The organism is Friedmanniella luteola (assembly GCF_900105065.1).
Lineage (GTDB): Bacteria > Actinomycetota > Actinomycetes > Propionibacteriales > Propionibacteriaceae > Microlunatus > Microlunatus luteolus.
Map to the genome: position 1 here is coordinate 1,205,950 of NZ_LT629749.1, position 25,379 is coordinate 1,231,328.

At 74.5% G+C, this 25,379-nt stretch carries 28 protein-coding genes; 16 read left to right on the top strand and 12 right to left on the bottom strand.

The window, feature by feature from the left end:
* Positions 1-157: 157 nt before the first annotated feature.
* Positions 158-2,737: a right-handed parallel beta-helix repeat-containing protein gene (locus tag BLT72_RS05730; RefSeq protein ID WP_091410982.1), complete on the bottom strand. Its 2,580-nt coding sequence runs from the start codon at positions 2,735-2,737 to the stop codon at positions 158-160.
* Between the two features lie 369 nt (positions 2,738-3,106).
* On the opposite strand from BLT72_RS05730, the gene moaA reads away from it, so the two are divergent.
* On the top strand, positions 3,107-4,159 hold the full coding sequence (gene moaA, locus BLT72_RS05735) for a GTP 3',8-cyclase MoaA (protein WP_091416816.1): 1,053 nt from the start codon (positions 3,107-3,109) through the stop codon (positions 4,157-4,159).
* A gap of 12 nt (positions 4,160-4,171) precedes the next feature.
* Here moaA and BLT72_RS05740 read toward each other — a convergent pair whose 3' ends face one another.
* Both BLT72_RS05740 and BLT72_RS05745 read right to left on the bottom strand, forming a co-directional pair.
* A complete protein-coding gene (locus tag BLT72_RS05740) occupies positions 4,172-4,435 on the bottom strand; it encodes an acetone carboxylase (protein WP_342587390.1) in 264 nt (87 codons plus the stop codon).
* Positions 4,428-4,874: a DUF3099 domain-containing protein gene (locus tag BLT72_RS05745; protein WP_197677210.1), complete on the bottom strand. Its 447-nt coding sequence runs from the start codon at positions 4,872-4,874 to the stop codon at positions 4,428-4,430. The genes BLT72_RS05740 and BLT72_RS05745 overlap by 8 nt, the downstream gene beginning before the upstream one ends.
* Positions 4,875-4,929: 55 nt before the next feature.
* Between BLT72_RS05745 and fabG the strand changes: the two genes are divergently transcribed.
* From fabG to BLT72_RS05760, 3 genes are all read left to right on the top strand, one after another.
* Positions 4,930-5,670 carry a 3-oxoacyl-ACP reductase FabG gene (gene fabG, locus BLT72_RS05750; RefSeq protein WP_172826028.1) on the top strand — a complete coding sequence of 247 codons (741 nt, stop codon included), beginning with the start codon at positions 4,930-4,932 and terminating at the stop codon, positions 5,668-5,670.
* Between the two features lie 72 nt (positions 5,671-5,742).
* A complete protein-coding gene (gene fabI / locus BLT72_RS05755) occupies positions 5,743-6,513 on the top strand; it encodes an enoyl-ACP reductase FabI (RefSeq protein WP_091410984.1) in 771 nt (256 codons plus the stop codon).
* A gap of 7 nt (positions 6,514-6,520) precedes the next feature.
* Positions 6,521-8,269, top strand: coding sequence for a Mur ligase family protein (locus BLT72_RS05760; protein ID WP_231930368.1), 1,749 nt, complete (start codon positions 6,521-6,523; stop codon positions 8,267-8,269).
* Positions 8,270-8,319: 50 nt separating this feature from the next.
* Here BLT72_RS05760 and BLT72_RS05765 read toward each other — a convergent pair whose 3' ends face one another.
* The gene (locus BLT72_RS05765) at positions 8,320-8,541 is read right to left on the bottom strand and encodes a hypothetical protein (protein ID WP_091410986.1); all 222 of its coding nucleotides are present in this window, start codon (positions 8,539-8,541) and stop codon (positions 8,320-8,322) included.
* 205 nt (positions 8,542-8,746) lie between these two features.
* On the opposite strand from BLT72_RS05765, the gene BLT72_RS05770 reads away from it, so the two are divergent.
* Genes BLT72_RS05770 through BLT72_RS05785 form a run of 4 tightly spaced genes read left to right on the top strand, consistent with a single transcriptional unit; the run spans position 8,747 to position 10,869 of the window.
* The gene (locus BLT72_RS05770; protein WP_091410989.1) at positions 8,747-9,742 is read left to right on the top strand and encodes a YihY/virulence factor BrkB family protein; all 996 of its coding nucleotides are present in this window, start codon (positions 8,747-8,749) and stop codon (positions 9,740-9,742) included.
* Between the two features lie 32 nt (positions 9,743-9,774).
* Positions 9,775-10,239 (top strand): phage holin family protein, encoded by a 465-nt coding sequence (locus BLT72_RS05775; RefSeq protein WP_091410991.1) that lies wholly within the window; start codon positions 9,775-9,777, stop codon positions 10,237-10,239.
* On the top strand, positions 10,236-10,562 hold the full coding sequence (locus tag BLT72_RS05780) for a DUF3618 domain-containing protein (RefSeq protein WP_091410992.1): 327 nt from the start codon (positions 10,236-10,238) through the stop codon (positions 10,560-10,562). Before BLT72_RS05775 ends, BLT72_RS05780 begins: the two co-directional genes overlap by 4 nt.
* Before the next feature lie 31 nt (positions 10,563-10,593).
* Positions 10,594-10,869 carry a DUF4235 domain-containing protein gene (locus BLT72_RS05785; protein ID WP_091410994.1) on the top strand — a complete coding sequence of 92 codons (276 nt, stop codon included), beginning with the start codon at positions 10,594-10,596 and terminating at the stop codon, positions 10,867-10,869.
* A gap of 234 nt (positions 10,870-11,103) precedes the next feature.
* On the opposite strand, the gene cphA is transcribed toward BLT72_RS05785, so the two are convergent.
* Entirely contained in the window at positions 11,104-13,941 is a 2,838-nt protein-coding gene (cphA, locus tag BLT72_RS05790; protein ID WP_091410996.1) for a cyanophycin synthetase, read from the bottom strand.
* A gap of 119 nt (positions 13,942-14,060) precedes the next feature.
* Here cphA and BLT72_RS05795 point away from each other — a divergent pair, with 119 nt between their 5' ends.
* Positions 14,061-14,429: an ArsR/SmtB family transcription factor gene (locus BLT72_RS05795; RefSeq protein ID WP_091410998.1), complete on the top strand. Its 369-nt coding sequence runs from the start codon at positions 14,061-14,063 to the stop codon at positions 14,427-14,429.
* Positions 14,429-15,358, top strand: coding sequence for an SRPBCC domain-containing protein (locus BLT72_RS05800; RefSeq protein WP_091411001.1), 930 nt, complete (start codon positions 14,429-14,431; stop codon positions 15,356-15,358). Before BLT72_RS05795 ends, BLT72_RS05800 begins: the two co-directional genes overlap by 1 nt.
* Here BLT72_RS05800 and BLT72_RS05805 read toward each other — a convergent pair.
* Complete coding sequence (locus BLT72_RS05805) at positions 15,346-16,308, bottom strand: cyanophycinase (protein ID WP_091411004.1); 963 nt, start codon at positions 16,306-16,308, stop codon at positions 15,346-15,348. The genes BLT72_RS05800 and BLT72_RS05805 overlap by 13 nt on opposite strands.
* Positions 16,309-16,373: 65 nt before the next feature.
* Positions 16,374-17,084 carry a hypothetical protein gene (locus BLT72_RS05810; RefSeq protein ID WP_091411006.1) on the bottom strand — a complete coding sequence of 237 codons (711 nt, stop codon included), beginning with the start codon at positions 17,082-17,084 and terminating at the stop codon, positions 16,374-16,376.
* 97 nt (positions 17,085-17,181) lie between these two features.
* On the opposite strand from BLT72_RS05810, the gene BLT72_RS05815 reads away from it, so the two are divergent.
* From BLT72_RS05815 to BLT72_RS05830, 4 genes are all read left to right on the top strand, one after another.
* Positions 17,182-17,964: an ABC transporter ATP-binding protein gene (locus tag BLT72_RS05815; protein WP_091411009.1), complete on the top strand. Its 783-nt coding sequence runs from the start codon at positions 17,182-17,184 to the stop codon at positions 17,962-17,964.
* 111 nt (positions 17,965-18,075) lie between these two features.
* Positions 18,076-18,546 carry an NfeD family protein gene (locus BLT72_RS05820; RefSeq protein WP_342587400.1) on the top strand — a complete coding sequence of 157 codons (471 nt, stop codon included), beginning with the start codon at positions 18,076-18,078 and terminating at the stop codon, positions 18,544-18,546.
* 55 nt (positions 18,547-18,601) lie between these two features.
* Positions 18,602-19,783: an SPFH domain-containing protein gene (locus BLT72_RS05825; RefSeq protein WP_425349225.1), complete on the top strand. Its 1,182-nt coding sequence runs from the start codon at positions 18,602-18,604 to the stop codon at positions 19,781-19,783.
* Positions 19,784-20,548: a sulfite exporter TauE/SafE family protein gene (locus BLT72_RS05830; protein WP_091411013.1), complete on the top strand. Its 765-nt coding sequence runs from the start codon at positions 19,784-19,786 to the stop codon at positions 20,546-20,548.
* Here BLT72_RS05830 and BLT72_RS05835 read toward each other — a convergent pair.
* The 3 genes from BLT72_RS05835 to BLT72_RS05845 are packed head-to-tail and all read right to left on the bottom strand — an operon-like array spanning position 20,532 to position 22,260.
* A complete protein-coding gene (locus BLT72_RS05835; protein ID WP_091411015.1) occupies positions 20,532-21,077 on the bottom strand; it encodes a YbaK/EbsC family protein in 546 nt (181 codons plus the stop codon). The genes BLT72_RS05830 and BLT72_RS05835 overlap by 17 nt on opposite strands.
* A gap of 26 nt (positions 21,078-21,103) precedes the next feature.
* The gene (locus tag BLT72_RS05840; RefSeq protein WP_157720309.1) at positions 21,104-21,661 is read right to left on the bottom strand and encodes a hypothetical protein; all 558 of its coding nucleotides are present in this window, start codon (positions 21,659-21,661) and stop codon (positions 21,104-21,106) included.
* The gene (locus tag BLT72_RS05845; protein ID WP_091411017.1) at positions 21,658-22,260 is read right to left on the bottom strand and encodes a SatD family protein; all 603 of its coding nucleotides are present in this window, start codon (positions 22,258-22,260) and stop codon (positions 21,658-21,660) included. The genes BLT72_RS05840 and BLT72_RS05845 overlap by 4 nt, the downstream gene beginning before the upstream one ends.
* A gap of 99 nt (positions 22,261-22,359) precedes the next feature.
* Here BLT72_RS05845 and BLT72_RS05850 point away from each other — a divergent pair, with 99 nt between their 5' ends.
* The gene (locus BLT72_RS05850; protein ID WP_172826029.1) at positions 22,360-22,845 is read left to right on the top strand and encodes a precorrin-2 dehydrogenase/sirohydrochlorin ferrochelatase family protein; all 486 of its coding nucleotides are present in this window, start codon (positions 22,360-22,362) and stop codon (positions 22,843-22,845) included.
* Between the two features lies 1 nt (position 22,846).
* Positions 22,847-23,725: a TrmH family RNA methyltransferase gene (locus BLT72_RS05855; protein WP_091411019.1), complete on the top strand. Its 879-nt coding sequence runs from the start codon at positions 22,847-22,849 to the stop codon at positions 23,723-23,725.
* Here BLT72_RS05855 and def read toward each other — a convergent pair.
* On the bottom strand, positions 23,662-24,264 hold the full coding sequence (def, locus tag BLT72_RS05860) for a peptide deformylase (RefSeq protein ID WP_091411022.1): 603 nt from the start codon (positions 24,262-24,264) through the stop codon (positions 23,662-23,664). The two genes, BLT72_RS05855 and def, sit on opposite strands and share 64 nt — an antisense overlap.
* Before the next feature lie 9 nt (positions 24,265-24,273).
* Complete coding sequence (locus BLT72_RS05865; RefSeq protein ID WP_091411025.1) at positions 24,274-25,326, bottom strand: lactonase family protein; 1,053 nt, start codon at positions 25,324-25,326, stop codon at positions 24,274-24,276.
* Positions 25,327-25,379 lie beyond the last annotated feature (53 nt).

Genomic DNA, 25,379 nt, shown 5'->3' on the forward strand with positions numbered 1-25,379 from the left:
CTGAGGTCACGATATGCCCCCGTCCCGGGCTGCGCCAACGGCCCCGGGCAACCGCTGCGCGATCGTCACCTCGCGGCGACGCCGCCCCCGCAGCGCGCACGAGCTCCGGCGCCGAGGGGAGTCGGCGCCGGAGCTGCGGGTGGGTGCTCGCGAGGGGTCAGGCCGTCGGGCGGCTCCAGGCTCCCAGGGCCTTGTCGCCGGTGGTGCGCCCGATCCGGTCGGCGACCTCCGACGGGAGCGGCTGGGCCACCGCGCTCAGCTTGGCGGCCACCGCGGGCAGGGGGCGGTAGGCCGAGTCGACGGGCGTCGGCAGCACCAGGCTCGCGCTGGAGCGCTCCTGGCCGGTGTTGTCGCGGAAGTCGTCCAGCATGATGAACTGGTAGGGCTGGCTGCCCTTCCGGGCCCAGGTGGCCAGGGAGTTCGGGACGCCCAGGGCGGTCTGGGAGTAGACGTTGCCGTTGGTGGCGATGTTCAGGTCGCTGGCGTTGCTGATCAGCTCGTAGACGTCCACGGAGATCACGGCGCTGGCGTTCCTGCCGGCGGCCATCACGTTGTTGCCGATCGTGCTGTTCCCGATCACCCAGGGCATGCTCAGGTCGGGCTGCGGGCGGCGGGGGTCGTGCCCCGAGACCTTCAGCTGCTCGATCCGCCGCGAGTCCTGAGCGAAGGCGATCGCCTTCCGGTTGCCCACGAGGGTGTTGTTCCAGATGTGCACCTTGTCGGTGTTGGCGACGAGGACCCCGTCGAAGGCGTTGCCGGCGATGATGTTGTCGGCCACGGTCGCCGTCGAGGAGATCTCGAGGACGACGCCGTACCGGGAGCCGTCGAGGATCTCGTTGCCCGCGACGGTGATGTCGTAGGTGGACTGGTCGGTCCAGAACTGGCTGCCGTAGGTCCGCAGCAGCTCGCTGCCGCGCAGCTTGACGCCCCGGGTCTGCGTGATCTTGATGCCGCCCGAGCTCGGCGCCGGGTTGAACCGCTCGTCGTTGCTGTCGGTGACCGACAGGTTCTCCAGCACCAGGTTGTCGGCCTGGTTGGCGTGCAGGGCGATCTGGCCGGAGCCGTCGATCGTGGTGTTCTTGATCACCGAGCCCGGCTTGAAGAACCCGACGCCACCGGTGGCGCTGTCGAGGACGGTCATGTTGTCCAGGGTCATCCGCTCCCAGTAGCTGCTGATCACGCCCTGCTGCCAGACCGAGTCGGCGTAGCGCTGGACGCCGAACCCGCGCAGGACGGTGCCGGGCGCCCGCAGGGAGAACGCCACCTGCAGGTCAGAGGCCCGCACCTCCTCGGTCCCGGGGTCGGCACCCAGGTAGAGCTGGTCGGTGGCGCCGTCGACGAAGAAGGTGCCGGGCACCAGGGCGTCCCGGCTGCCCACCTGGGTCTGCTCGACGTCGCCGACCCACACCATGTCGGGGTGCGCGGCCATCGGGTACTGCGGGTCGATCCACTGCCAGCCGGTGGCCGTGCCGTCGGGCTCGCCCTTGGTGTAGGTGGGGCTGGAGTCGAGCTCGGTCGTCCAGCCGCCGGCGACGTAGCCCGTGGTGCTGCGGGTGAAGCCCGTGACGGCTCGGGTGCCGTCGAACCACACCTTCTCGCCGGGGTAGGGCTGGATGGTGGCGGCGTGGCCGGGGGCGACGAGCACGGACTCGTGGTAGGTGCCGGCGCGCAGCACGATCGTCTGGCCGGACCAGTTCTTGGTGAGGGCCTTGTTGAGCGTCTTGAACGGCTTGTCCTGGGTGCCGGCGTTGGCGTCGTTGCCGGCTGCGGCCGAGACGAAGAGCGCGTTGGTGGGCACCGGGTACTGGGCGCTGCCGACCGGGTCGGCGCCGTGCTTGGTGGCCAGCTTGGCCGGCGGCGCCGGGGGCGGGGCGATGGTCGGGGCGCCCGGGGTCGGGCTCGCGCTGGGGTCACCCGGCGTCGGCGAGGTCGGGTTGCTGGGCTCCTCGACCGGCGCGGGCGTGGTGTCGGTGACGGCGAACGTCTGGGTCGCCAGGTTGATCGCCGCGTTGGACCCGCCGTTGTAGGCCTGGAGGCCGGCGTACCCCGGCGTCTTCAGCGCGGCGGCGGCGGAGTCGAGGAAGGTCACCTGCCAGCCCGGCTCGTTCTGGCCGGCGACGAAGACCTTGCCCTTGACGATGACGGGCGCCTCGCCGGTGGTGGACAGCTTCAGCGTGAGCTTCTGCCCCACCACGACGGGGGTCTCCAGCGTCATCTCCTTGAGCATGGTCAAGGTGCTGCCCTGGGAGCGCATGACGTCCATGTGCAGCTTGCCCGCGGAGTCGATGCGGCCGCGGGCGAGGTAGGCGGACAGGTCGGCCTGCTTGCGCGCCTCGATCGTGTAGATGAAGTCCTTCGCGGCCGGCACGGTGAAGTCGGCGCGCACCTCGGCGTCCTCGGCCGCCACGGCCTTCTGGTAGGCCCGGAAGCTCCGGCCGCCCAGGATGTTGGTGACCCTGCCCTCGCTGCCGGTGACGGAGGTGGAGCTGCCGCCGACCAGGTCGGCCCAGCTGCCGCCCGTGTCGGCCCGGCCCCAGCCGGAGCTCACGGAGCGGTCGAAGCCGTCGACGACCAGCGGGGTGTCGGCGGCGGCGGTGCCGGGGAGCAGCAGCGGCGTCGCGCCGGCGGCGAGGGCCAGCGCGGCGGACAGGATGATCTTGGCCGTCCGGCGGAACGCGGTGGTCGAGCCGGCGGCCGTCGGCCGCTCGGGGGTGGGACGGGAGGTGGTCGAGCTCATGGCGCAGGCTCCAGGGGGGATGAGGGCGCAGGCAGCACGCGGGATGAGGAGGGCCGTCGTCGGCGGGTGGGGCGGGAGAAGCGCCAGGGGCGCCAGGGGGAGGGACCGCTCCTGCCCCCCGCGGCAGAAGCTGATGAGTCCATCCTGTCCAGCGGGGCCGTCGCGGTGCAGAGGAGAAAGCACGCACCCCGACGGCCCTGAGGTCCCGAGCGGTCCGGGTCCTCGGGCCCGGGCCGTCGGGACCGGAGGGACCTCCGTCCCGGGCCGGTCGGGACCCGGCCGCGGCCGGGGACGGGGCCCCGGCAGAAGTGCCCGGCCCACCACCGGCGCCACGGGCCTAGACTCGGGACCGTGACCACCGACCTGGCGATGCCCCGCGTGCGGTCCGCGACCGGCGCCTCGCCGACCCCCGGTCCCGGCGCCGGAGCGCTGCGGGACCGCTACGGCCGGGTGTCCACCGACCTGCGGATCTCCCTCACCGACCGCTGCAACCTGCGCTGCACCTACTGCATGCCCGCCGAGGGCCTGGACTGGATGCCGCACGACGAGGTCCTCGACGACGACGAGGTGGTCCGGCTGGCGCGGATCGGCGTCGAGCGGCTGGGGATCACGACGCTCCGGCTGACCGGCGGTGAACCGCTGCTCCGCAAGGACCTCGAGCACCTGGTGGCCGAGCTCGCCGCGCTGGACCCGCGGCCGGTGGTCGCGCTCACCACCAACGGCATCGGGCTGGCCCGACGGGCGGGCGCGCTGGCGGCGGCCGGCCTCAACCGGATCAACGTCTCCCTCGACACCCTGCAGTCCGACACCTTCGCCAGCCTCACCCGGCGTCGCCGGCTCGACGACGTGCTGGCCGGGATCCGCGCCGCCCGCGAGGCCGGGCTCGACCCCGTCAAGATCAACACCGTGCTGATGCGCGGCGTCAACGACCACGAGGCCGTCCCGCTGCTGCGGTGGGCGATGGCCGAGGGGGTGCAGCTCCGCTTCATCGAGCAGATGCCCCTGGACGCGCAGCACGCGTGGGAGCGGTCGACCATGATCACCGCGGCCGAGATCCGGGCCCGGATCCAGCCGCACCTGCCCCTGGTCGAGGACCCGGCCGACGCTCTCGCCCGGGGCAGCGCCCCCGCGGAGCTGTTCCGCGTCGAGGGCACCGAGCACGCGGTGGGGATCATCGCGGCCGTCTCCAAGCCGTTCTGCGGCAGCTGCGACCGCGTGCGGCTGACCGCCGACGGCCAGATCCGGACGTGCCTGTTCTCGCGCACCGAGTCCGACCTCCGGGGTGCCCTGCGGGGCGGGGCCACGGACGCCGAGATCGCCGACCGCTGGCTGGTCGCGGTGCAGGGCAAGCAGGCCGGGCACGGCATCGACGACCCGACGTTCCTGCAGCCGGACCGTCCGATGTCGGCCATCGGCGGCTGACCGGGCGACGCCTCAGGCGCCGTCGACCTCCAGGGGCTGGACGTCGCGCAGGAATCCCCGGCTGGCCAGGAAGCTGCGCAGCTGGTCGCGGTGGTCCGCGCAGGCCAACCAGTGCTTCCGCCGGTCCGGCGTGTGGATCTTCGGGTTGTTCCACTGCAGGTCGAACCCGGCCGGGGCCCGGCAGCCCTTGGCCGAGCAGACCAGCCCGTCCGGCCCGGTCGGCAGCGGGTCCACCCCGCGCAGCACCGCTCCCGGCTCAGCTCCCTGCTCAGGCAACGCGCCCCTCCCGCTCGTCCAGGTCGTCGTCCTCGACCGACCCCTCCACCACGTCCCCCGCGACCACCTCGGGGTGCTCCCCGGTCGTCAGCTGCGGGGCGTCGGCGGGTGCACCGCGCTCCACGCGGCCCGTCCGCGTGCGCTGGTCGGACTGGTTCGCGAGCACGACGGCGACGTAGGGCAGGAAGACGGCACAGCCCAGCAGCACCCACCGCGGCCAGCCGTGGACGACGAGCATGCTGAGGAAGCACGCCGTCCGGAAGCCCATGGTGATCGCGTAGCGCCGCACCCGCCGCGACATCTCCTGGCTCGACGGCGTCCGTGCGTCGGTGATCAGGGTGGCGGCCGCCGGCCGGCCGCGCGGGGCGGCACCGGCGGGGTGGACCGGGCGGCCCGGGGGACGGCGGCCCGGGTCGGCGTCCTGCGCGGGGTCGGCCACCGCGTCAGCGTACGCCTGGTCACCACGGCCGTCGCCGGCTCGCTACCGTGTGGCCGTGACCTCCACCGCCGCCGCTGCCGTGCCCGCCGCCACCCCCCGCACCGTGCTCGTCACCGGCGGCAGCAAGGGCATCGGCCGCGGCATCGCGGAGCGCATGCTGGCCTCGGGCCACCGGGTGGCGGCCACCTACCGCAGCGGCGACGTCCCGGCCGGCGTGCTCGGGGTGCGGGCCGACGTCACGGTCCCCGAGCAGGTGGAGGCGGCGTTCGCCGAGGTCGAGTCCGCGCTGGGCTCCGTCGAGGTGCTGGTCGCCAACGCCGGCATCACCCGCGACACCCTGCTGATGCGGATGAGCGACGAGGACTGGGACGCCGTGCTGGCCACCAACCTGACCGGAGCCTTCCGGGTGGCCCGGCGCGCCGCCCGCCCGATGATCCGCGCCCGCTTCGGCCGGATGGTGTTCATCTCCTCCGTCGTCGGCCAGCTGGGGTCGGCCGGCCAGGTGAACTACGCCGCCTCCAAGGCCGGCCTGGTCGGGATGGCGCGGTCCCTGGCCCGCGAGCTGGGTTCGCGCGGCGTGACGGCGAACGTGCTGGCCCCGGGCTTCGTCGAGACCGACATGACGGCCGAGCTGGGGGAGGCGGCCGTCGAGAAGTACACGGCGCAGATCCCGCTCGGCCGGCTGGGCGCGGTCGACGACGTGGCCGCGGCCGTTGAGTTCCTGGCCTCGGACGCCGCCGGCTACGTCACCGGCGCGCTCCTCCCGGTCGACGGCGGCCTCGGCATGGGACACTGACGGACCGCCCGGACCCGACCCGACCCGACCCGACCCCGGACCGTCAGACACCAGAAGCAGGAGCAGCAGCACGTGGGAATCCTCGAAGGCAAGAACATCCTGGTGGCCGGCGTCACCCTCGACACCTCGATCGGCTTCCACGTCGCGCGGATCGCGCAGGCGGAGGGCGCCACGGTGGTCGTCTCCAACTTCGGGCGGGCGATGAGCCTGACCGGCCGGGTGATCAAGAAGCTCGACCCGGTGCCGCCGCTGCTCGAGGTCGACGTGACGGACGAGGAGCACCTGGCCGGTCTGGCCGAGAAGCTGGGCGAGCACGTGGGCTCCCTCGACGGTCTCGTCCACTCGCTGGCGTTCGCCAACCCCGCGACCGCGCTCGGCGGGAAGTTCCTCTCCACCCCCTGGTCCGACGTCGCCACCGCCCTGCAGGTCTCGGCCTACTCGCTCGCCTCGCTGACCATGGCCTGCAAGCCGCTGCTCGCGCCGTCCGCGTCTGTGGTCGGGATGACGTTCGACGCACAGGTCTCCTGGCCCGTCTACGACTGGATGGGCGTCTCCAAGTCGGCGCTGGAGAGCACCAGCCGCTACCTCGCCCGCTACCTCGGCCCCGAGGGCGTGCGGGTGAACCTCGTGGCGGCCGGCCCGCTGGAGACGCTGGCCAAGCGGGCGATCGGTGGCGCCGACACCTTCAACGAGGTCTGGGGCCAGCGCGCGCCCCTCGGCTGGGACCCCAAGGACATGGAGCCGACGGCCCGCGCGGTCGTCGCCCTGCTGAGTGACTGGTTCCCGAAGACGACGGGCGAGATGGTGCACGTCGACGGCGGCCTGCACTCCACCGGCGCCTGACCCGCCCGTGCCGCCCGAGCCGTCGTCCGCCCTGGTCGAGGTCCGGCTGCTGGTCGGCCCGAACCTCTACTTCCCCCGCCCGGCCGCCAAGCTGACCCTCGACGTCAGCCACCTGCTGGGTCTGCCGGAGGAGCAGGCCCGGGACGTGGCGGCGGCCCTCGGGCTGCCGGGGGCCCGGCCGGGACCGGCCGCCTCGGCCTTCCGGCAGCGCGCCGTCGCCCGCTGGGCGGCCCGGCTGGTCCGCCGGCTGGCCGCCGAGGCCGGCGTCGCCCGCCTCGCCGTCCGCTCGCGGCCGGGCACGGTCACCGAGCAGCTGGTCGTCGCGTACCCGTGGCGCAGCTCGGGCCGGGCGGAGGCGCTCGGGACGGCGGTGGCCGCGGTGCTGGACGCCCTCGCTGCCGGGACCCCGGCCGGTGCGCTCGAGCCGGTCCTGGTCGAGGCCGGTGCTCGGGTGCGGAGCGCCCCGCGCGGACGTGGACCCTCGCTGCTGAAGCCGCAGGTGCCGGTCGTCGCGGTCACCGGGACCAACGGCAAGACCACCACGTCGCGGATGATCGGGCACGTCGCCCAGCGCGCCGGCTGGTCGGTGGGCTGGTCGAGCACGGACGGCGTCTACCTCGACGGTGTGCTGGTGGAGGCCGGCGACTTCTCGGGCCCCAGCGGGGCCGGTCAGGTGCTCCGCCACCCGGGCGTCCAGCTCGCGGTCACCGAGACCGCGCGCGGAGGGATCCTCAGGCGGGGGGTGGGGGTGGCCTGGAACGACGTCTCGGTGGTCACCAACATCAGCAGCGACCACCTCGGGGTCGACGGGATCGACACCCTGGACCAGCTGGCCGAGGTGAAGGCGGTGATCACCAAGATCACCCGGCCCGGCGGCTGGTGCGTGCTGAACGCGGACGACCCCCGGACCTTCGCCATGCGGTCGGGCACCCGCGCCGGCATCTGGGCCTTCACCCGCGACCCCGACTCCCCGTCCGGGCGGGCGGTGCTGGACGCCGGCGGCCGGGTCAGCACCGTGCTCGACGGCTGGGTCGCGGTCCTGCGGGCCGGCGCGGACCCGCTGGCCGTCGTCCAGGTGGCCGACGTGCCGATGACCCTGGCGGGCCTCAGCCGGGTCAACGTCGAGAACGCCCTCGCGGTCGCCTCCGCCACGCTCGCGCTGGGCTTCAGCCCCGAGCAGGTGGCCGACGGGCTCACCTCGTTCCGGCCCGGCGAGGACAACCCGGGCCGGATGAACCTGTGGACGGTGCCCCGCGCCGACGGCGGGTCGGTCACCGTGGTCGTGGACCTCGCCCACAACGAGGCCGGGCTGGAGGCGCTGCTGGAGATCATGGCCGGGGTGCGGCGGCCCGGGGCGCGGCTGCTACTCGGCGTCGGGACGGCCGGCGACCGGGGCGACGACGTGCTGGTCCGGCTGGGCGAGATCGCCGCCCTCGGAGCCGACGTGGTGGAGGTGGCGCGCAAGAGCGAGTACTACCGCGGACGGCCGCCGGAGGAGATGGGCCGGCTCATCGCCGAGGGGGCCGCGCACGCCGGCGTCGCAGCCCTGCGCGAGCACGCCGACGAGCTGACGTGCCTGGTCTCGCTGACTCACCAGGCCGGCGACGGCGACGTGGTGGCCCTGATGACCCACCAGGACCGGGAGGCCGTCGACCGGTGGCTGGTGGAGCAGGGCGCGAGCCGGGACGACCCGGCCACCCTGCGGGCCAAGGTGCGGGCGGCCGCGGAGACGCCGACGCCCCCGGACCCGGCCTGAGCCGGTCCCGGGGGCGCTGCGGGTGTGCGGGTTCCGCGGTGTGCTGCCGCCTACTGGGCCCCGGCGGCGGGGCCGTCGAGCTCGGCCTCGGGGTCCGACTTCTCGTCCAGCACGTCGTCGAGGGCCTCGCGGACGGCCTGCCGGGTGGCGAGCCGGACCGACGCGGCCCGCTGCAGGTCGGCGTTGTCGGCCTCGGCCAGCCGCTGGCGCTCGGTGCGCTCGGCCTTGAGGGCCTCGTCGCGGGCGAATCGGATGCGCTCGAAGATGTCCATGCGTTGATCCTCTCGTGACCCGCGGAGCGGGCCGGGGGCGGGGGCCGGGGTTTGACCAGGGCCTGGCGCGGATACCTGGCCCTGACGAGCACGATTCCGCTGGCGCGTGCAGGTCGGATTCACCTCAGGCCCGGTGGTTTACGCTGTACACGACTCTGCGCCCGGCGCGGGCCGCGATCTCCCCTCCACCCCCAGGAAGCTGACGATGACACCACCCCCCCAGACCTCTGCCGAAGCCCGAGGGGTACCCGGCGGGACGGCCGAGAAGCCCAGCCAGGTGCCCGCCAAGGGCTGGGTCCAGATCGCCAAGCGCGGCTGGGCCGAGGCCAAGGCCGACAACGTCCCACTGCTCGCGGCCGGCATGGCCTACTACGCCTTCCTCGCGATCTTCCCGGCGCTGATCGCCGCCGTCCTGCTGTACGGGCTGTTCGCCGACCCGGCCACCATCGCCGAGCAGGTCAACAACCTCGGTGCAGCCCTGCCGGAGGACATCCGCAAGACCATCACCGACCAGATCACGCTGGCTGCGGGCAGCGGCGCCGGCTGGGGTGCGGTCATCGCGATAGCGCTGGCGCTGTTCAGCGCCTCGGGCGGTGTCGGCAACATGATGACGGCCATCAACACGGCCTACGACGAGGAGGAGACCCGCGGCTTCGTCAAGAAGCGCGCGATCGCCCTCGCCCTCACGCTGGGCGCGATCGTCTTCCTGCTGATCGTGGTCGCCCTCGTCGCCGTGCTGCCCGCCGTGCTGAACTTCCTGGGCACCAGCACCCTCGCCACCCTCGGCATCCAGGTGGTCCGCTGGCTCCTCATCGTCGTCGTCATCACCGCGGCGCTCGCCGTGCTGTACCGCGTGGCTCCCGACCGTGACGCCCCCAAGCTGCGGTGGGTGTCGGTGGGCGCGGGCATCGCCACGGTGCTCTGGCTGCTGGCCTCGGTCGGCTTCTCGCTCTACGTCTCCAACTTCTCCAGCTACGCCAAGACCTACGGCGCCCTGGCCGGCATCGTGATCCTGCTGCTGTGGCTGTTCATCACGTCCTACGCGATCCTGCTCGGGGCCGAGATCAACGCCGAGTCCGAGCAGCAGACCGCGGCCGACACGACCAAGGGTCCGGCCCAGCCGATGGGGCAGCGCGACGCCGTCAAGGCCGACAGCGTGCCCGGCGACGCCGACCAGGCGGGCGCGGGCAAGTCCCGCTGACCGCCCACCACCCCCGTACGAGGAGCACACCCATGTCCACGCCATCCCCTGACCCGACCCCCACCGGCGCCGGGGCCACCGCCGTCGGTGGCCCGCCGCCCGGGTCCGCCCCGGACCAGCAGTCCGTCGGCGAGCTCGTGAGCTCGCTGTCCGCCGACCTCAGCCGGCTGGTCCGCGACGAGATGCGGCTGGCCCAGGCCGAGGTCACCACCAAGGCCAAGAAGGCCGGCATCGGCGTCGGAGCCTTCGGCGCCGCCGGCGTGCTGGCCCTGTACGCGGTCGGCGTCCTGCTGGCCGCCGCCGTCCTCGGGCTGGCCACCGCGCTGCCGGGCTGGCTCGCCGCCCTGGTCGTCGGCGTCGTCGTCCTGGTCGTCGCGGCCGTCGCCGCCCTGGTCGGCAAGAAGAAGGTCCAGGAGGCCGCTCCGCCGGTGCCCACCCGCGCCGTCGAGAGCGTCAAGGCCGACGTGCAGGAGATCAAGGAGAGCGTGAAGCGATGAGCGAGACCACCCCAGCCGGCCCCGGCCCCGACGCCACCCCCGAGGAGATCGAGGCCGACATCGCCGCGACCCGCGCCCGGCTCGCCGGCAACGTCGACGCCCTGGCCGACAAGGTCGACGTCAAGGCCCGCGCGCAGGACAAGGTCGAGGACGTCAAGGTCGCCGCCCAGGCGCGCGCCGAGGAGGGCCGGGAGAAGCTGGTCGCCGGCTCCCGCCAGGTGACGGACCGCTACCAGGGCCTGCCGCGGCCGGCCCAGATCGCCATCGCGGTGGCACCGGTCGTGCTGATGGTCGTCCTGGTCATCCGTAAGATCCGTTCCTGACCACCCTGCCCGAGCATCGGAGGACCACCTGATGGCCAACAAGACCGCCAAGCTCGCCTACCGCCCGGTGGGCCTGCTCGCCAGCCTCGCCGCGGGCTCCGTCGCCAGCGCGATCTTCAAGCAGATCTGGAAGCGGGTCGCGCACGAGGACGACGCGCCCGACGCCCTGCAGTCGGAGTACACCTTCGGCAAGGTGCTGCTCGCCGCCGCGATCCAGGGCGCCATCTTCGCCGTCGTCAAGGCCGCCATCGACCGCGGCGGTGCCCTGGGCTTCGAGAAGGTGACGGGGTCCTGGCCCGGCAGCTGAGCTGAGCTGAGTTGAGCTGTCTGCGCTCGCTCCGCTCGCGCGCGGCTCGCGCTCCGGCCCGCCGGCTTCGTCGTCCTGCCGCGGCCCCGGTAGGTCCCCCACTTCACACCCCGTGCACGGGCTTCACACCCGCTGCACGGGGTGTGTTGTGCACCGACGGGGTGTGAAGTGGGGGACCGGGGTCTGCCCCGGTGCCCATCCTCCCGGCCGCGCCGTCCCCGTGCAGCGCCGTCCTCAGGGCCGGCTGGGCCCGCCCTCCGGCTCGGTGGGGGCGGCGGCGGGGGAGAAGTCCGGGTCGCCGACGCGGGCGACGCCGGAGGCGGGCTCGCCGTCGCTGCGGGCGCCGGGCTGGGCCTGGCGGCCGTAGGACTCCAGCTCGGCCATCACCACCGCGTGCTGGTCGACGCAGATGACGATGAGGTCGCCGGGGTTGGAGCGGGCGATGGCGTGCCGGGTCGCCTCGATCTCGTCCAGCACCGTCTCCAGCTGACGGCAGCGGGCGCCGGCCTCCATCTCCCGCCGGACGCCCTCGGCCACCAGCCCGGCCACCTCGCCGCGGACCCGGCCGCGCAGCTGCGCGTCCTCCCGGACGACGACGACGTCGAAGTGCCGGGCGGCGATCGCGCCGAGCTCGCGCATGTCCTCGTCGCGGCGGTCGCCGGCGGTGGAGATCACCCCGATCCGCTGGACGTTGCCCAGGTCGCTGGTGCTGGCCAGCTGGTCGCCGGTCTTGTCCACGAAGTCCCCGAGCATCGTCATGCCGGGGGCGTTGTGGCAGTAGTCGACGATCACCGTGCGGCCCTCGACCGGCACCTCGTTCAGCCGGCCCGGGGAGAGGTAGTAGTTGGTCGAGAACGAGCGCAGGCCCTGGCGGATGTCGTGCAGCGAGGCGCCGGCGGCGAACGCCGCCGCAGCGGCGGCCATGGCGTTCTGCACGTTCATCGTGGCGCGGCCCCCGAAGGTCGAGGGCAGCAGGTGGGTCCAGGCCAGCTGCATGGCACGCCGGCCCTCCTTGACCACGATCATGTCCCCGAGGTCGCTGTGCTCCAGCACCACGGCCCGGCCGCCGCGGCGGCAGTGGTCGTCGACCGACTCCCGGATCTCGCTGCCGGGTTCGGCCATGGTGAACCAGACGACGCGGCCCGAGCAGCGCCGGCGCATGGCCCGGACCAGCGGGTCGTCGGCGTTCAGCACGGCGAAGCCGCTGCGGGGGACGGCCTCGACGACGACGGCCTTGACGTCGGCGAGCTGCTCGACCGTGTCGATGCCGCGCAGGCCCAGGTGGTCGGGCTGCACGTTCAGCACCACGCCGACGTCGTTGCGCTCGTAGCCCAGGCCCTCGCGGAGGATGCCGCCCCGGGCCACCTCGAACACCGCGAAGTCGACGCGCGGGTTCTGCAGCACCATCTTGGCGGAGCGCGGCCCCGAGGCGTCGGCGCGGATGATCAGCCGCTCGTCCACCACGACCCCGTCGGTCGAGGTCATCCCGACCTTCTTGCCGATCCCCTTGAAGATGTGGGCGATCATCCGCGAGGTCGTCGTCTTGCCGTTCGTGCCGGTGACGGCGACGATCGGGATCCGGCTGGGCGTGCCCGGCGGGAAGAGCATGTCCACGACGGGCTTGGCCACGTACTGGGGGTCGCCGACCGTGGGATGGGTGTGCATCCGGAACCCCGGCGCCGCGTTGACCTCGCAGATCGCCCCGCCGGTCTCGCGCACCGGCTGGGTGATGTCGGGCGCGATGAAGTCGATGCCGGCGAGGTCGAGGCCGACGACGCGCGCCGCCTCCTCCGCGATCTCGATGTTCTCCGGGTGCGCCTCGAAGGTCCGGTCGATGGAGATGCCGCCCGTCGACATGTTGCCGGTCAGGGTGAGCTTGACCGCGGTGCCCTCCGGCGGGACGTCGTCCAGGGCGAACCCCTGCTCCGCCACCAGCTCCACCGCCGCCTGGTCGACCTTGATCCGGGTCAGCACCTTCTCGTGGCCGACGCCGCGCCGCGGGTCGGCGTTCGTCCGCTCGACCAGCTCGGCGACCGTCGCCGAGCCGTCCCCGACGACGTGGGCTGGCACCCGCTCGGCGATGGCCGCGATCTTCCCGCCGATCACCAGGCACCGGTAGTCCCGTCCGGTGATGAAGCTCTCGACGATCACCCAGCCGCCGCGCGACTCCTCCTTGGCCGTGCCGAACGCCCGCCGCACGTCGTCGGCGTCCTGCAGGTCCAGCATCACGCCACGGCCGTGGTTGCCGTCGAGTGGCTTGAGCACGACCGGGTAGCCGGTCCGCTCGGCCAGCCGGACGGCCTCCTCGACGGTGCGCACCGACTCCGAGCGGGGCACGGGCAGCCCCGCCGAGCCCAGCAGCGTGAGCGTCAGCTCCTTGTTGCCCGCGATGTCGACCGCGATCGAGGAGGTCTTCGACGTCATGGTGGCGCGGATCCGCTGCTGGTGGACGCCCTGGCCCAGCTGCACCAGCGAGGAGGTGTTCAGCCGCAGCCACGGGATGTCCCGGCTGACCGCCTCGTCGACGATGGCCTGGGTCGACGGGCCGAACGCGGTGCGCTCGCCGCGGACGATGAAGCGCTCGAGCTCGGCCTCGAAGTCGAACTCCGGGTCGTGCTGCACCAGGTCGTTGACCAGCTGGACCGCGAGCTCACCCGCCGCCACGCCGACGTTCTCGTCGGCGTAGGCGTAGATGACGTTGTAGCGGCCGCGCTCCCCCCGCACCTGCCGGGTCTTGCCGCGCCGCATGTCGTGCCCGACGGCCTGCTGCAGCTGGAGCGCGACGTGCTCGGCGACGTGGCCGACCCAGGTGCCCTCGTGCAGCCGCTCGACGAACCCGCCGCGCCGTCCGCGGCTGCAGCTGTGCGACGCGAGACCCGGGAGCCGCTCCACCAGCCCGTCGGCGAACCCGGGCAGCAGGTTGGTGGGCAGGTCCTCCAGCACGCCGAGGTCCACCACCAGCTGGATCGCCGGCTCGTAGTGCCAGACGTTGGGACCGCGGTAGACGCGGCTGGACAGGATGCGCAGGTCCGGACGCGGGGACGGGCCGGTGGTTCCGGGCTCAGACGTCACGGGTCAGCTCCTCACGAGGGTCGGCTGCGCTGATCCTCGCACCCGCCGGAGCCCGGTCGCGACGTCGACCCGCCCTCCCGTCCTGGACAGGTGACCGTCAGGTCACCTATCGTCGGGGCATGGACGAGGGGCGCGCGACCGACGACGGCGACGTGTTCCGCGCCCTCGCCGACCCGACCCGCCGCGGGCTGCTGGACGCCCTCTTCGCCGACGACGGCCAGTCGGGGACCGCGCTGTGCGCGCTGTTCCCCGAGATGACCCGGTTCGGGGTGAGCAAGCACCTCGGCGTCCTCGAGGGGGCGGGGCTGGTCACCAGCGTGCGGGTCGGGCGGACGCGTCGGCACTTCCTCAACCCGGTCCCGATCGCCCGGATCGCCCACCGCTGGATCGACAAGTACGCCACGCCCTACGCCTCGGCGCTGGTCGAGCTCGAGCAGCAGGTCACCCACGTCGCCGACCCCCGTCCCGCTCACCCGCCGGAGTCCTGATGGCCATCACCGCCCACCTGCACCAGATCTACATCGCCGCCGACGCCTCGCAGGTGTGGACGGCCCTCGTCGACTCCGACTGGACCCGTCGCTGGTTCCACGGCACGGCATTCGTCTCCCCGCCCGCCGCCGGCCGGGGCTACCGGACGGTGCTGCCCGACGGCAGCCCGGCCGTCGAGGGCATGGTCGAGGAGCTGGTGCCGCCGGGCGACGGCACGCCGGGCCGGCTGGTGCAGACCTGGCGCGTCCTCTACGACGCGGCGCTCGGTGCGGAGCCGCCCAGCCGCGTCGAGTGGACCGTCGAGGCGGCCGGCCCCGGGCTGACCCTGGTGCGGGTGCGGCACGGCGACCTGGCCCGCAGCCCCCGCACCTGGGCCGAGACCCGGGACGGCTGGGTGTGGGTGCTCGCCTCGCTCAAGTCGGTGCTCGAGACCGGACGGCCGCTGCCGCGGGCCGCGGCCAGGCCCCCGGCGCCCGACGTCCCCGCTGACGGGGACTGGCACCGGGCTCAGGCGGTGGAGGCGAACAACGACGCCTGGGAGCTCCTCGAGCGGGGTGCGCTCACGCCCGACGAGCAGGAGGAGGTGCTCCGCCGAGCCTACGCCGCCGCCTACCACTGGCAGCGGGCGCGGGGAGCCGAGCCCGCGAACGAGGCCCGGGCCTGCTACCTGGTCGCGAAGGCGCTGCTGGCCGCTGCCCGCCCGACGGCGGCCCTCGCCTCAGCGCGCCGCGCGCTGGCGGTCTGCGAGCGCCACGGGCTCGACGACTTCGACCTGGCCTACGCGCACGAGGCGTGCGCGCGGGCGCTGGTCGCCCTCCGCCGTCCGGACGAGGCGGCAGCCGCCTGGGCGGCGGCCACCGCGGTGCCCGTCGCCGACCCCGAGGACCGCGAGATCGTGCTGGCCGACTTCGCCGGCTACCCCGACTGAGCGCCGCGTCGCCCCCGGCGCAGGTGGCGCGCGTAGCTCGTCGGGGAGATGCCCTCGGCCGCGATCTCCGAGGCCAGCCGGCGCAGGTCGTCCTCGGCGGCGCGGGTCTCCTGCACCTCGACGTCGGCCACGGCCGTGTGGTGGCCGATCAGGGTGCGGGTGGCGAGGTCGAAGCTGCTGCCCGCCGGGAGCACGTGCAGCGCGGCACCGGACACCAGCAGCGGGGCGGTCGGCTGGGCGGTCCAGGCGTTGGAGACCAGGTGCCGGCCGTCGACCAGGGTGACCGCCCCCCGGCCCACCACCTCCAGCCGGGTGCCGCCGCTGACCACCGCGGCGGTGTCCTCGTCGACGCCCATGCCCAGCAGCGACGGCGACTGCGCGACCAGGCTCAGCAGGCGCCCGTAGCGGTTGCGCTGCGCGAAGTGCTGGTCGATGACCGTGCCGGCGAGGAGCCCGAGGCCGACCGAGAGCTGGCTCATCCGCTGCCGCGGGGTGGAGCCGGAGCCGCCGAAGGCGATCATGTGCTCGGCGAGGATGCTGGCACCGGCCGACGTGCCGCCGACCACGGCGCCCCGCCGGTGGGTGGCGACGACCGCGTCGCCGAACGCCGTGCCGGTGATGAACGCGCTGAGCTTGAGCTGGTTGCCGCCGGTCATGAAGACCGCCGTCATGTCGGCGAGCCGGGCCGCCAGCGCCGGGTCCTGCGCCTCGGCCCGGCTCTCGGGCCGGAGGGCGACCACCTCGGCGGCGCCCAGGGTGGCGAACACGGCCCGGTAGACCTCCACCACCTCGGGTCCGAGCGAGGAGGCGGTGGGCACGACGGCGATCCGGGCCCCGGCGCCGCCGGCGGCCTCGACGAAGGCGCGCAGCACCTCCCGGCGCCGCAGCTTGGCCTCGGCACCGCCGATCGCGAACAGGGTGCCGAGGGGAGGGGAGGAGGGGTCCGGCATGCCTCACAGGTTACGAGGGGTCGACGGCGCCGCCGCCGCGGCCCGCGGGCGTCAGCGCGGCCGCGTCACCGCTGCATCCAGCTGGCCGCGGCGCAGAGGGCGTCGGCGGCGGCCCGGCGCAGCCGCCGCAGCTCCCGGGCCCGGACCTCCGCCTCGTGCGCGCTGATCGCCGCGCCGTCGTCGACCAGGGCGGTGTCGCAGGCCACCAGCAACCGGGCCGCGCGGTCGGCCGCGACCCGCTGCCGGGGGCTGTAGCCCGGTGCCAGCACCGCGCCCCCGTCCTTCGGCCGGCTGCCCGCGGCGACACCGAGCCGGGTGAGGGTCGCGGCCGCGCTGAGCACGGTCTCGCCGAGGGCCCGCTCCGCGTCGTAGGAGCTGGGTGGGGCGAACGGCCGCTCGGCGCGGTGCGCCCGCCACTGCACCCCGCGGCCGACCGCGTGGGGCACCAGGGCCAGCCCGCCGCCGGCGGCGACCACGGCCTCGCCGACCTCGACGGCCGCCAGGTTCAACGGCGTCGGCCCCCGCAGCGGCGTGAGCGCCCCGGGCTCGGGCAGGGCCAGCAGCCACATCTCGGGCTCGCGGGTCGCGATGACGCCCAGGGCGGCGGCCAGGGGTGTGGCGGCCAGCGGGTCGAGCCCCAGCAGGTCCTCGGGGTCGACGACGTGGTGGGCGACGTCACCGGCCACGACGGCCGCCGCCGCCTCGGCGACGCCGACCTGGAAGCGGAGGACGGCGTTCAGGTGGGCCGTCAGCCGCAGCGAGGGGAGCGACTGCACCGCACCACCGTACGTGCGGGCCCTCCCACCCGCGTCCCTGCCGCCGGGGACGGACGTCCGGGCGGTCGCCGCCGCCGCGCCCGCTAGGTTGGTGCGCATGTCAGCAGTCGTGGACCTCGCCGGCGTCAGCATCGTCCGCGGGGGCGCGACACTGCTCGACGACGTCGACTGGACCGTGGACGAGAGCGACCGCTGGGTGGTCATCGGGCCCAACGGGGCGGGCAAGACGACGTTGCTCCAGGTGCTGGCGGCCCAGATCCACCCCTCCACGGGGGTCGCCGGGCTGCTCGGCGAGGTGCTGGGCACCGTCGACGTCTTCGAGCTGCGGCCGCGGATCGGGCTGACCTCGGCCGCGCTGGCCGAGCGCCTGCCACGCGGTGAGCGGGTGCACGACGTCGTCGTGTCGGCCTCCTACGCCGTCGTCGGCCGGTGGCGGGAGGCGTACGACGCCCTCGACCACGAGCGGGCCGACGAGCTGCTCGCCTCCCTGCACATCGACCAGCTGGCCGACCGCACCTTCGGCACCCTCAGCGAGGGTGAGCGGAAGCGGGTCCAGATCGCCCGCGCCCTGATGACCGACCCCGAGCTGCTCCTGCTCGACGAGCCGGCCGCCGGCCTGGACCTGACGGGTCGCGAGTCGCTGGTCCGCACGCTGGGCGACCTGGCGCTGGACCCGCACGCGCCGGCCTCGGTGCTGGTCACCCACCACGTCGAGGAGATCCCCGCCGGGATCACCCACGCGCTGCTGCTCAAGGGTGGCCGCGTCGTCGCCGCCGGGCCCCTGCGCGAGACCCTCACCGCCGAGAACCTGACGGCGACCTTCGACCTCCCGCTCGCCCTCACCGAGACCGACGGACGCTGGGCCGCCCGTGCGGTCTGAGACGCCCTGCGCGGCCGACCTCGCCTCCCCGCCCGCCCTCCGGCCGTCTGGCACCATGGGAGCAGGCCCTCCACCCCCGGTCGTCCTGGCCGCGGGGGGCTCGCCGTGGAGGTGAACTTGACCGACTGGCTGGGTGACCACGCCTGGGCGATCTGGCTGAGCCTCGCGTTCCTGCTGGCCGTGGCCGAGGTCGTCTCGCTCGACCTCGTGCTGATCATGCTGGCCGTGGGCGCGCTGGCCGGCGCCGGCGTCGCCCTGGCGGTCCCGGACCTGTGGTGGTTGCAGGTCCTGGTGGCCACCGGCGTGAGCGTCGGGATGCTCGCCCTGCTGCGGCCGACGCTGATCGAGCGGGTCCGCAGCATGCCGGGCTACCGCTCCTCGACCGCCAAGATGGTGGGCAGCACCGGCGTCGCCGTCTCCCAGATCGACCGCTCCGGCGGGGAGATCAAGGTGGACGGCCAGAGCTGGTCGGCCCGGCCGTACGCCTCGGACCTCGTGATCGACGCGGGCTCGGAGGTGGAGGTCTACGAGATCGACGGGGCCATCGCCGTCGTCTACCCCAAGCACGACGCCCTGCCCTGACCGCGGGGCAGACTGGAGCCCCACCCGACCGCGGGTGGGCTAGGAGGATCGACCCGTGGACCCCACGACCCTGATCGTCAGCCTCGTCTTCGCGCTGGCGGCGATCTTCATCCTCGCGAGCTCGATCAAGGTCATCCGCCAGCAGCGGGTGGGCGTCGTCGAGCGGCTGGGGAAGTTCAAGCGGACGCTGGAACCGGGCCCGCACCTGCTGGTGCCGGTGCTGGACAAGGTGCGGATCAACCTCGACATGCGCGAGACCGTCGTGCCGTTCCCGCCGCAGGGCGTGATCACCGAGGACAACCTCATGGTGAGCATCGACTCCGTCATCTACTTCCAGGTCATCGACCCGGTCCGGGCGGCCTACGAGGCGCAGGACTACATCAAGGCGATCGAGCAGCTCACCATGACGACGCTGCGCAACATCATCGGCGGCCTGGACCTCGAGCAGACCCTGACCAGCCGCGAGGAGATCAACCAGAAGCTGCGGCTCGTCCTCGACGAGGCCACCGGCAAGTGGGGGATCAAGGTCAACCGCGTCGAGCTCCGGGCGATCGAGCCGCCCGCCACCATCCGCGACGCCATGGAGAAGGGCGCCCGCGCCGAGCGCGACAAGCGGGCCTCGATCCTCATCGCCGAGGGTCAGCGGCAGTCGCAGATCCTCGCCGCCGGCGGTGAGAAGGAGTCCGCGATCCTGCGGGCGCAGGGTGACCGGGAGGCCCTGGTGCTGCGGGCCCAGGCCGACCGGCAGGCCCAGATGCTCCGGGCCGAGGGCGAGGCGCAGGCCATCAGCACCGTCTTCGGGGCCATCCACGCCGGCCAGCCGGACCAGGCCCTGCTCGCCTACCAGTACATGCAGATGCTGCCGAACCTGGCCAAGGGCGACGCGAACAAGGTCTGGATCGTCCCGAGCGAGCTGAACGACGCCCTCAAGGGGCTGGGCAGCGCCGTCGGCGAGATCACCTCCGGCATCCCCGCCAGCGCCAAGGGCGACTTCACGGCGCCGCCGAAGATCGACGTCCAGGACGAGATCACCAAGCAGAACGCGGCCGAGGCCGAGGCCTCCGAGCGGACCATGCAGGAGGCGATCGCCGCCGCCCAGCAGCTGGAACGGGGGTCGGTGCTGTCCAAGCCCGCGCTGTCGACCTCACCCGCCGCCCTCGAGGCGGCGGCGTCCGGCTTCGAGCCGCCGGTGAGCAACGGCAGCACGCAGGCGACCCCGGAGCCCGAGTCCCGCTAGGTGGAGTGGTGGCAGCTGCTGCTGATCGCCCTGGCCGGGGCGGCGGCCGGGCTCATCAACACCGTCGTGGGCAGCGGCACCCTGATCACGTTCCCGACGTTGCTGGCCCTCGGCATCCCACCGGTGCTGGCCAACGTCTCGAACTGCATCGGCCTGGCCCCCGGGTCGTTCGCGGGCGCCCTGGCCGGGCGGGCCGAGCTGGCGGGCCAGCGGGCGCGCATCCTCCGCTACGGGGCGGCCTCCCTCCTCGGGGCGGTGGTGGGCGCCCTCCTGCTGCTCCGCCTGCCCTCGGCAGCGTTCGACGCGATCGTGCCCGTGCTGATCGGTCTCGGAGTCCTGCTGGTCATCGTCGGGCCCGCGCTGTCTCGCCGGGTGGCCGCCTACCGCGAGCGGCACGGCCAGCAGGCTGACACGTCCGGCCCGGCCTGGCTGTGGCCCGCGATCGTGGTCACCGGGGCCTACGGCGGCTACTTCGGCGCCGCCCAGGGAGTGCTGGTGATCGCCGTGATGGGGGTGGCGCTGACCGAGACGCTGGCCCGGGTCAACGCGCTCAAGAACGTCCTGACCGGGATCGCCAACGGCGTCGCCGGGGTCGTCTTCGTGCTCATCTCCGAGGTCGACTGGGTGGTCGTCGCGCTGCTGGCTGTCGGCTCCGTCCTCGGCGCCCAGGTCGGGGCCCGGGTGGGGCGGCGGCTGCCGCCGAAGGTCTACCGCGTCGTCATCGTCGTCGTGGGCCTGGCGGCGATCGTCAACCTGCTGCGCTGACGGCGAGGGACAGCACCGCGGCCCCCGGCAGCCGAGCGAGGTCCGCCCCCCGCACGGCCAGCTTGCCGCCCCGGGTGCCGCTGCCCACCACGACCCAGCCGGCGTCGACGACGCCCCGGTCCACCAGCACCGGCCAGTCGGACGGCAGGCCGACGGGGGTGATGCCGCCGTGCTCCATCCCGGTCCGCGACACCGCCTCCGTCATCGGCGCGAACGAGATCTTGCGCACGTCGAGGTGCCGGCGCACCGTCTTGTTCACGTCGGCCCGGTCGGTGGCCAGCACCAGGCAGGCCGCCAGGGTCGTCGTCTCGCCGCGCCGGCCGGCGACCACCACGCAGTTCGCCGACGCCTCGAGGGGGACGCCGTAGGTGGCGCAGAACGCGGCGGTGTCGGCGAGGGCGGGGTCGATGGGGGCCGCGAACCAGCCGGTCCCGCTCCCGGCGAGGGCGGCGGTCACCGGGGCCGCCAGGAGGTCGGGCCGGTCGAGGGCCGGCTGCCAGTCGAGGGTGCCGAGGGCGGGGCTGTCCACCGGCTCAGCCTAGGCACCACCGCGACCTAGGTGAGGACCAGCACCGTGCCGGCGCAGACGGCGGCCCAGCCGAGGCTCGTGAAGGTGCCGATGATGAAGCGCTCGACGGCCCCGGTGGTCGGGCTCGCCCTCAGCTCGGGGTAGCGCGCGAAGGCCTTGACCGCGACGACCGCCGCGAGCCCCTCCGGCCAGCCGGCGACCAGGGTCGCCGTCACGGCCAGCCGCTCCAGGGCGCCGATCCAGGTCCCGCCCCGCAGGACCGTCCGCTGGACGCGCGGTCCCTCCGGGCGGGAGGACGCGTCGGCCAGCGCCAGCACGCAGCGGGTCACCACCCCGCCGCCGAGCAGCGACGCGGCGGAGCCGAGCACGACGGCGAACCACGACCACGGGGTGCTGAGCGGGGAACCGGAGGCGCCCAGCAGGGCGACCAGCCCGGCGCCGAGCACCTCGACCCCCAGCACCACGACCAGCGCGCGGGTCCGGACGAGCCGCGGACGACGGCCGTGCGGCGCCGGCCAGGCGAGCACGCTCGCGGCGGTGAGCAGGACCCAGAGCAGGCAGGCCAGGCCCGGCAGCAGGGTCACGACCGCCCGCCCGCCGCGGAGTCGGCCCGGTCCAGCAGCCGGGCCAGCGTCGGCAGCGTCCGCTGCTCGAGGCTCCAGCCCGCCGCCTGCAGCCGCTGACCCACCGCCTGCCGGGTCACCCCGAGCTGGTCGGCGACGTCGGCCTGCTGACCGACGACGCCCATCAGGTCCACCGCCTCCCACCCCGACGCCGTCCGGCGCTCGCGCAGGGCCGCGAGCAGCTGCAGCACGACGGCCACGTCCTCGCCCTCGTCCGGCGCGGCCGGCGCGGCGACGTGCACGTGCCCCGGCTCGCGCTTGGCCTGCTCCACCGCCGAGCGGGCGGCGAGGAAGGCGGGGCCGCGCGCCGAGCGCGGGTCGCCCGGCAGCGGTTCCTCGACCGCCCCGATCCCGAGGCCGACGTGCCAGGTCCTGGTGCGCATGAGCATGAGGATGGCATCGACCACCGACCTGCCGTCCGCCAGCACGCCCTGGAACTCGTCGCCGACCGTCCGGGTGAACGGCAGCCGCGCGGGGAGCGCGGCCAGCCGGGCGAGGGTCGGCTCGACGAGGTCGCGGTGCCGGCGCGAGTCGATCTGGTCGACGGTCAGCACGAACATGGATCAAGTCTAGAGCCTTGCCCACGCCAAGCGAAAGGCTGAGGTCTTGCTCGGGTGGACCGGCCGCGGGCGTCAGGGCCGGTGGGTCATCATGGGTCTGTGGACAGTGCCGGCGGCCCCGCGGCCCCCTACCTGACCGGTCTGCGGTTGACCGGTCGGCGCGTCGTCGTCGTCGGCGGCGGCCACGTCGCCACCCGGCGGGTGCCGCGGCTGATCGAGGCGGGCGCCCGCGTGTGCGTGGTGGCGCCCGGGGTGAGCCCGTGGATCGCCCGCGCGGCGGCCGCTGACGAGCTGGTGTGGCAGCAGCGGGCCTTCCGCCCCGGCGACCTGGAGGGCGCCTGGTACGTGCTCGCGGCGACCGACGACCCCCCGACGAACCGGGCGGTGTCGGCCGAGGCGGAGGACCGCAGGGTGTTCTGCGTCCGGGCCGACCGGGCCGACGAGGCCACCGCCTGGACCCCGGCCACCGGCGAGGTCGACGGCGTGCAGGTCGCGGTGCTCGCCGGTCGCCGGCCCCGCGAGGCCGCCCGGGTGCGCGACCTCCTCGTCGGGGTGCTGGCCCGGCTGCGCCGCCGGGCGGCCTGAGGTGCCCCTCGTCCAGGTCGAGCACGCCGCCGACGACCGGCTGGCCGACTACGTCCGGCTGCGCGAGACCTCGCTGCGGCGCTCCCTGGAGTCCGAGCAGGGCCTGTTCATCGCCGAGGGGGAGAAGGTCATCCGGCGCGCGGTCGAGGCGGGCTACCGGCCGCGGTCGTTCCTGCTGGCGCCACGCTGGCTGGAGGGCCTGCAGGACGTGCTGGACCGGTGGCCGGAGGTCCCGGTGCACGTGGTCAGCGAGCAGCTGGCGGAGGAGGTGACGGGCTTCCACGTGCACCGCGGGGCGCTGGCCTCCCTGCACCGCGAGCAGCGTCACGACGTCGCGGACCTGCTGCGGGCCGAACGGCTCGTGGTCTGCGAGGACGTCGTCGACCACACCAACGTCGGCGCCCTGCTCCGCAACGCCGCCGGGCTGGGCTGGGACGGCGTCCTGCTCTCTCCCCGGGCGGCCGACCCGCTCTACCGGCGGTCGATCAAGGTGAGCATGGGGGCGGTGTTCTCGCTGCCGTGGGCCCGGCTGCCCGACTGGCACGCGGCGCCGGCGCAGCTGGCCGGGGCGGGGTTCACCACGCTGGCCCTGACGCTGGCCGACGACGCGGTCGACCTGGCCACCGTGGCCGCCGACCTGGCCCGGGCGCCGCGGAAGGTGGCCGTGCTGCTGGGCACGGAAGGGGCCGGGCTGTCCGAGCGCTGGAGCGGCCAGTCCACGACGCGCGTCACCATCCCGATGGCCGCGGGCATCGACTCGCTCAACGTCGCCGCGGCCGCGGCCATCGCCTGCTACGTGCTGGGGCAGGGGCCCCGTCAGTCGTCCTCGTCCTCGTCCTCGTCGCGGACCCGCGGGGACACGGGCCAGTCGTCGGGGTAGTCCTCGGCGCGGTCCTCGTGCAGCCGGTACAGCTTCTTCCGCAGCCGACCCGAGAGCCGGTCCCCGAACACGGTCCCGTTCAGGTGGTCGGTCTCGTGCTGCAGGCAGCGGGACAGCAGCCCGGTGCCCGTGACCTCGACCGGGTTGCCGGCGGCGTCCTGGCCGCGGCAGACGGCGCGGTCCGGGCGGGCCAGCTCGATGTAGGCGCCCGGCAGGGAGAGGCAGCCCTCGTCCGCCGCCTCCAGGACGCGGTCCTTGCCCTCGGGCAGCTCCACCACGGGGTTGCAGATGACGCCGGAGTGCCGGACGTGGTCGTCGTCGGGGCAGTCGAACACGAACACCGCCAGGTCCACCCCGACCTGGGTGGCGGCCAGCCCGACGCCTTCGGCGGCGTACATCGTGGCGAACATGTCGGCCACGAGGGCCTGGAGGCGGTCGTCGAACTCGGTCACCGGCCGGGTGCGCGCGTGCATGACGGGCTCACCCCACCGGGCGATCGGCAGCACGGTGCCGCCGGTCGTCACGTCGGTAGTGGTCACCCGCCCAGGCTAGCGCCCGGCCGCCGGCACCAGCACGACGCACGCGGGCGCCTGGCTGCGGACGGTCAGCACCGGCTCGGCGCCGGGGTCGGCGTCCCGGGCCAGCACGGTGACGACGTCGTCGGTCTGGTTCGCGACCCAGAGCAGGGCGTCGCCGACCACGAGGTCGCGGGGCCAGCGGCCCCCGCCGGACCGCTCGTCGACCAGCCGGAGCGTGCCGGCGACCCGGTCGAGCGCGAAGGTCGCGACGGTGCCCGGCCCGCGGTTCGCGACGACGACGGTGTCGCCGTCGGCCCGCAGCGCGGACGGGTACAGCTCACCGCCCGCGGGGTGGGCCGTGCAGGGCACCCGGTCCAGCTCCGTCCAGCCGCCGTCGGACGCCCGGCGGCCGAGCCAGAGCTCGCCGCTCAGCTCGGCGGCGACCACCAGGTGGTCCTCGACCACGACGAGGTGGCGCGGGCCGGACCCGGCGGGCAGGGGCACGGCCGGACCCGCCTCGGCCAGGTCGCCGTCCGCGCTCAGCCGCAACCGGTGCACCCGGTCGGTGCCGAGGTCGGCCACCAGCAGCTCGTCCCCGACCACGACGACCTGGTGGGCGTGCGGGGCCTCCTGCCGTCCGGGGTCGGGCCCGGAGCCCGCGAAGCGCCAGAACCCGGTCCGCTCGCCGAGCCGGCCGTCCGCCCCGACCGGGACGCTGCACACCGTGCCGGAGCCGTAGTCGGCCACCACGACGTGCCGACCGTCGGCGGCGAGGGCGAGGTGGCAGCTCCCGCTGCCCCCGGTCGGCACGGTGGACAGCAGGGTGAGGCTGCCGTCGGCGCCCAGGGCGACGCTGCTGACCTGGCCCGGGTCGGACTCACCGGCCACGAACAGCCACGGTCGGGTGGGGTGGGCGACCAGGTAGGTGGGGTCGGCCAGCGCCAGCCGCCCGACCTCGGCCAGGCCGGCGCCGTCGGGCCGGGGCCGCCACGACGTCAGGCCGACCGCGTCCTCGTCGCCGTCCGCGGTGTACCCGCCGATGACGACCTGACCGGGGAGCGGGGTCCCCACCTCGGGCTGCATCCGCCCTGGATACCACAACGCCGCGGTGGGAGCCCGCGGCCGGGGCGGCAGCC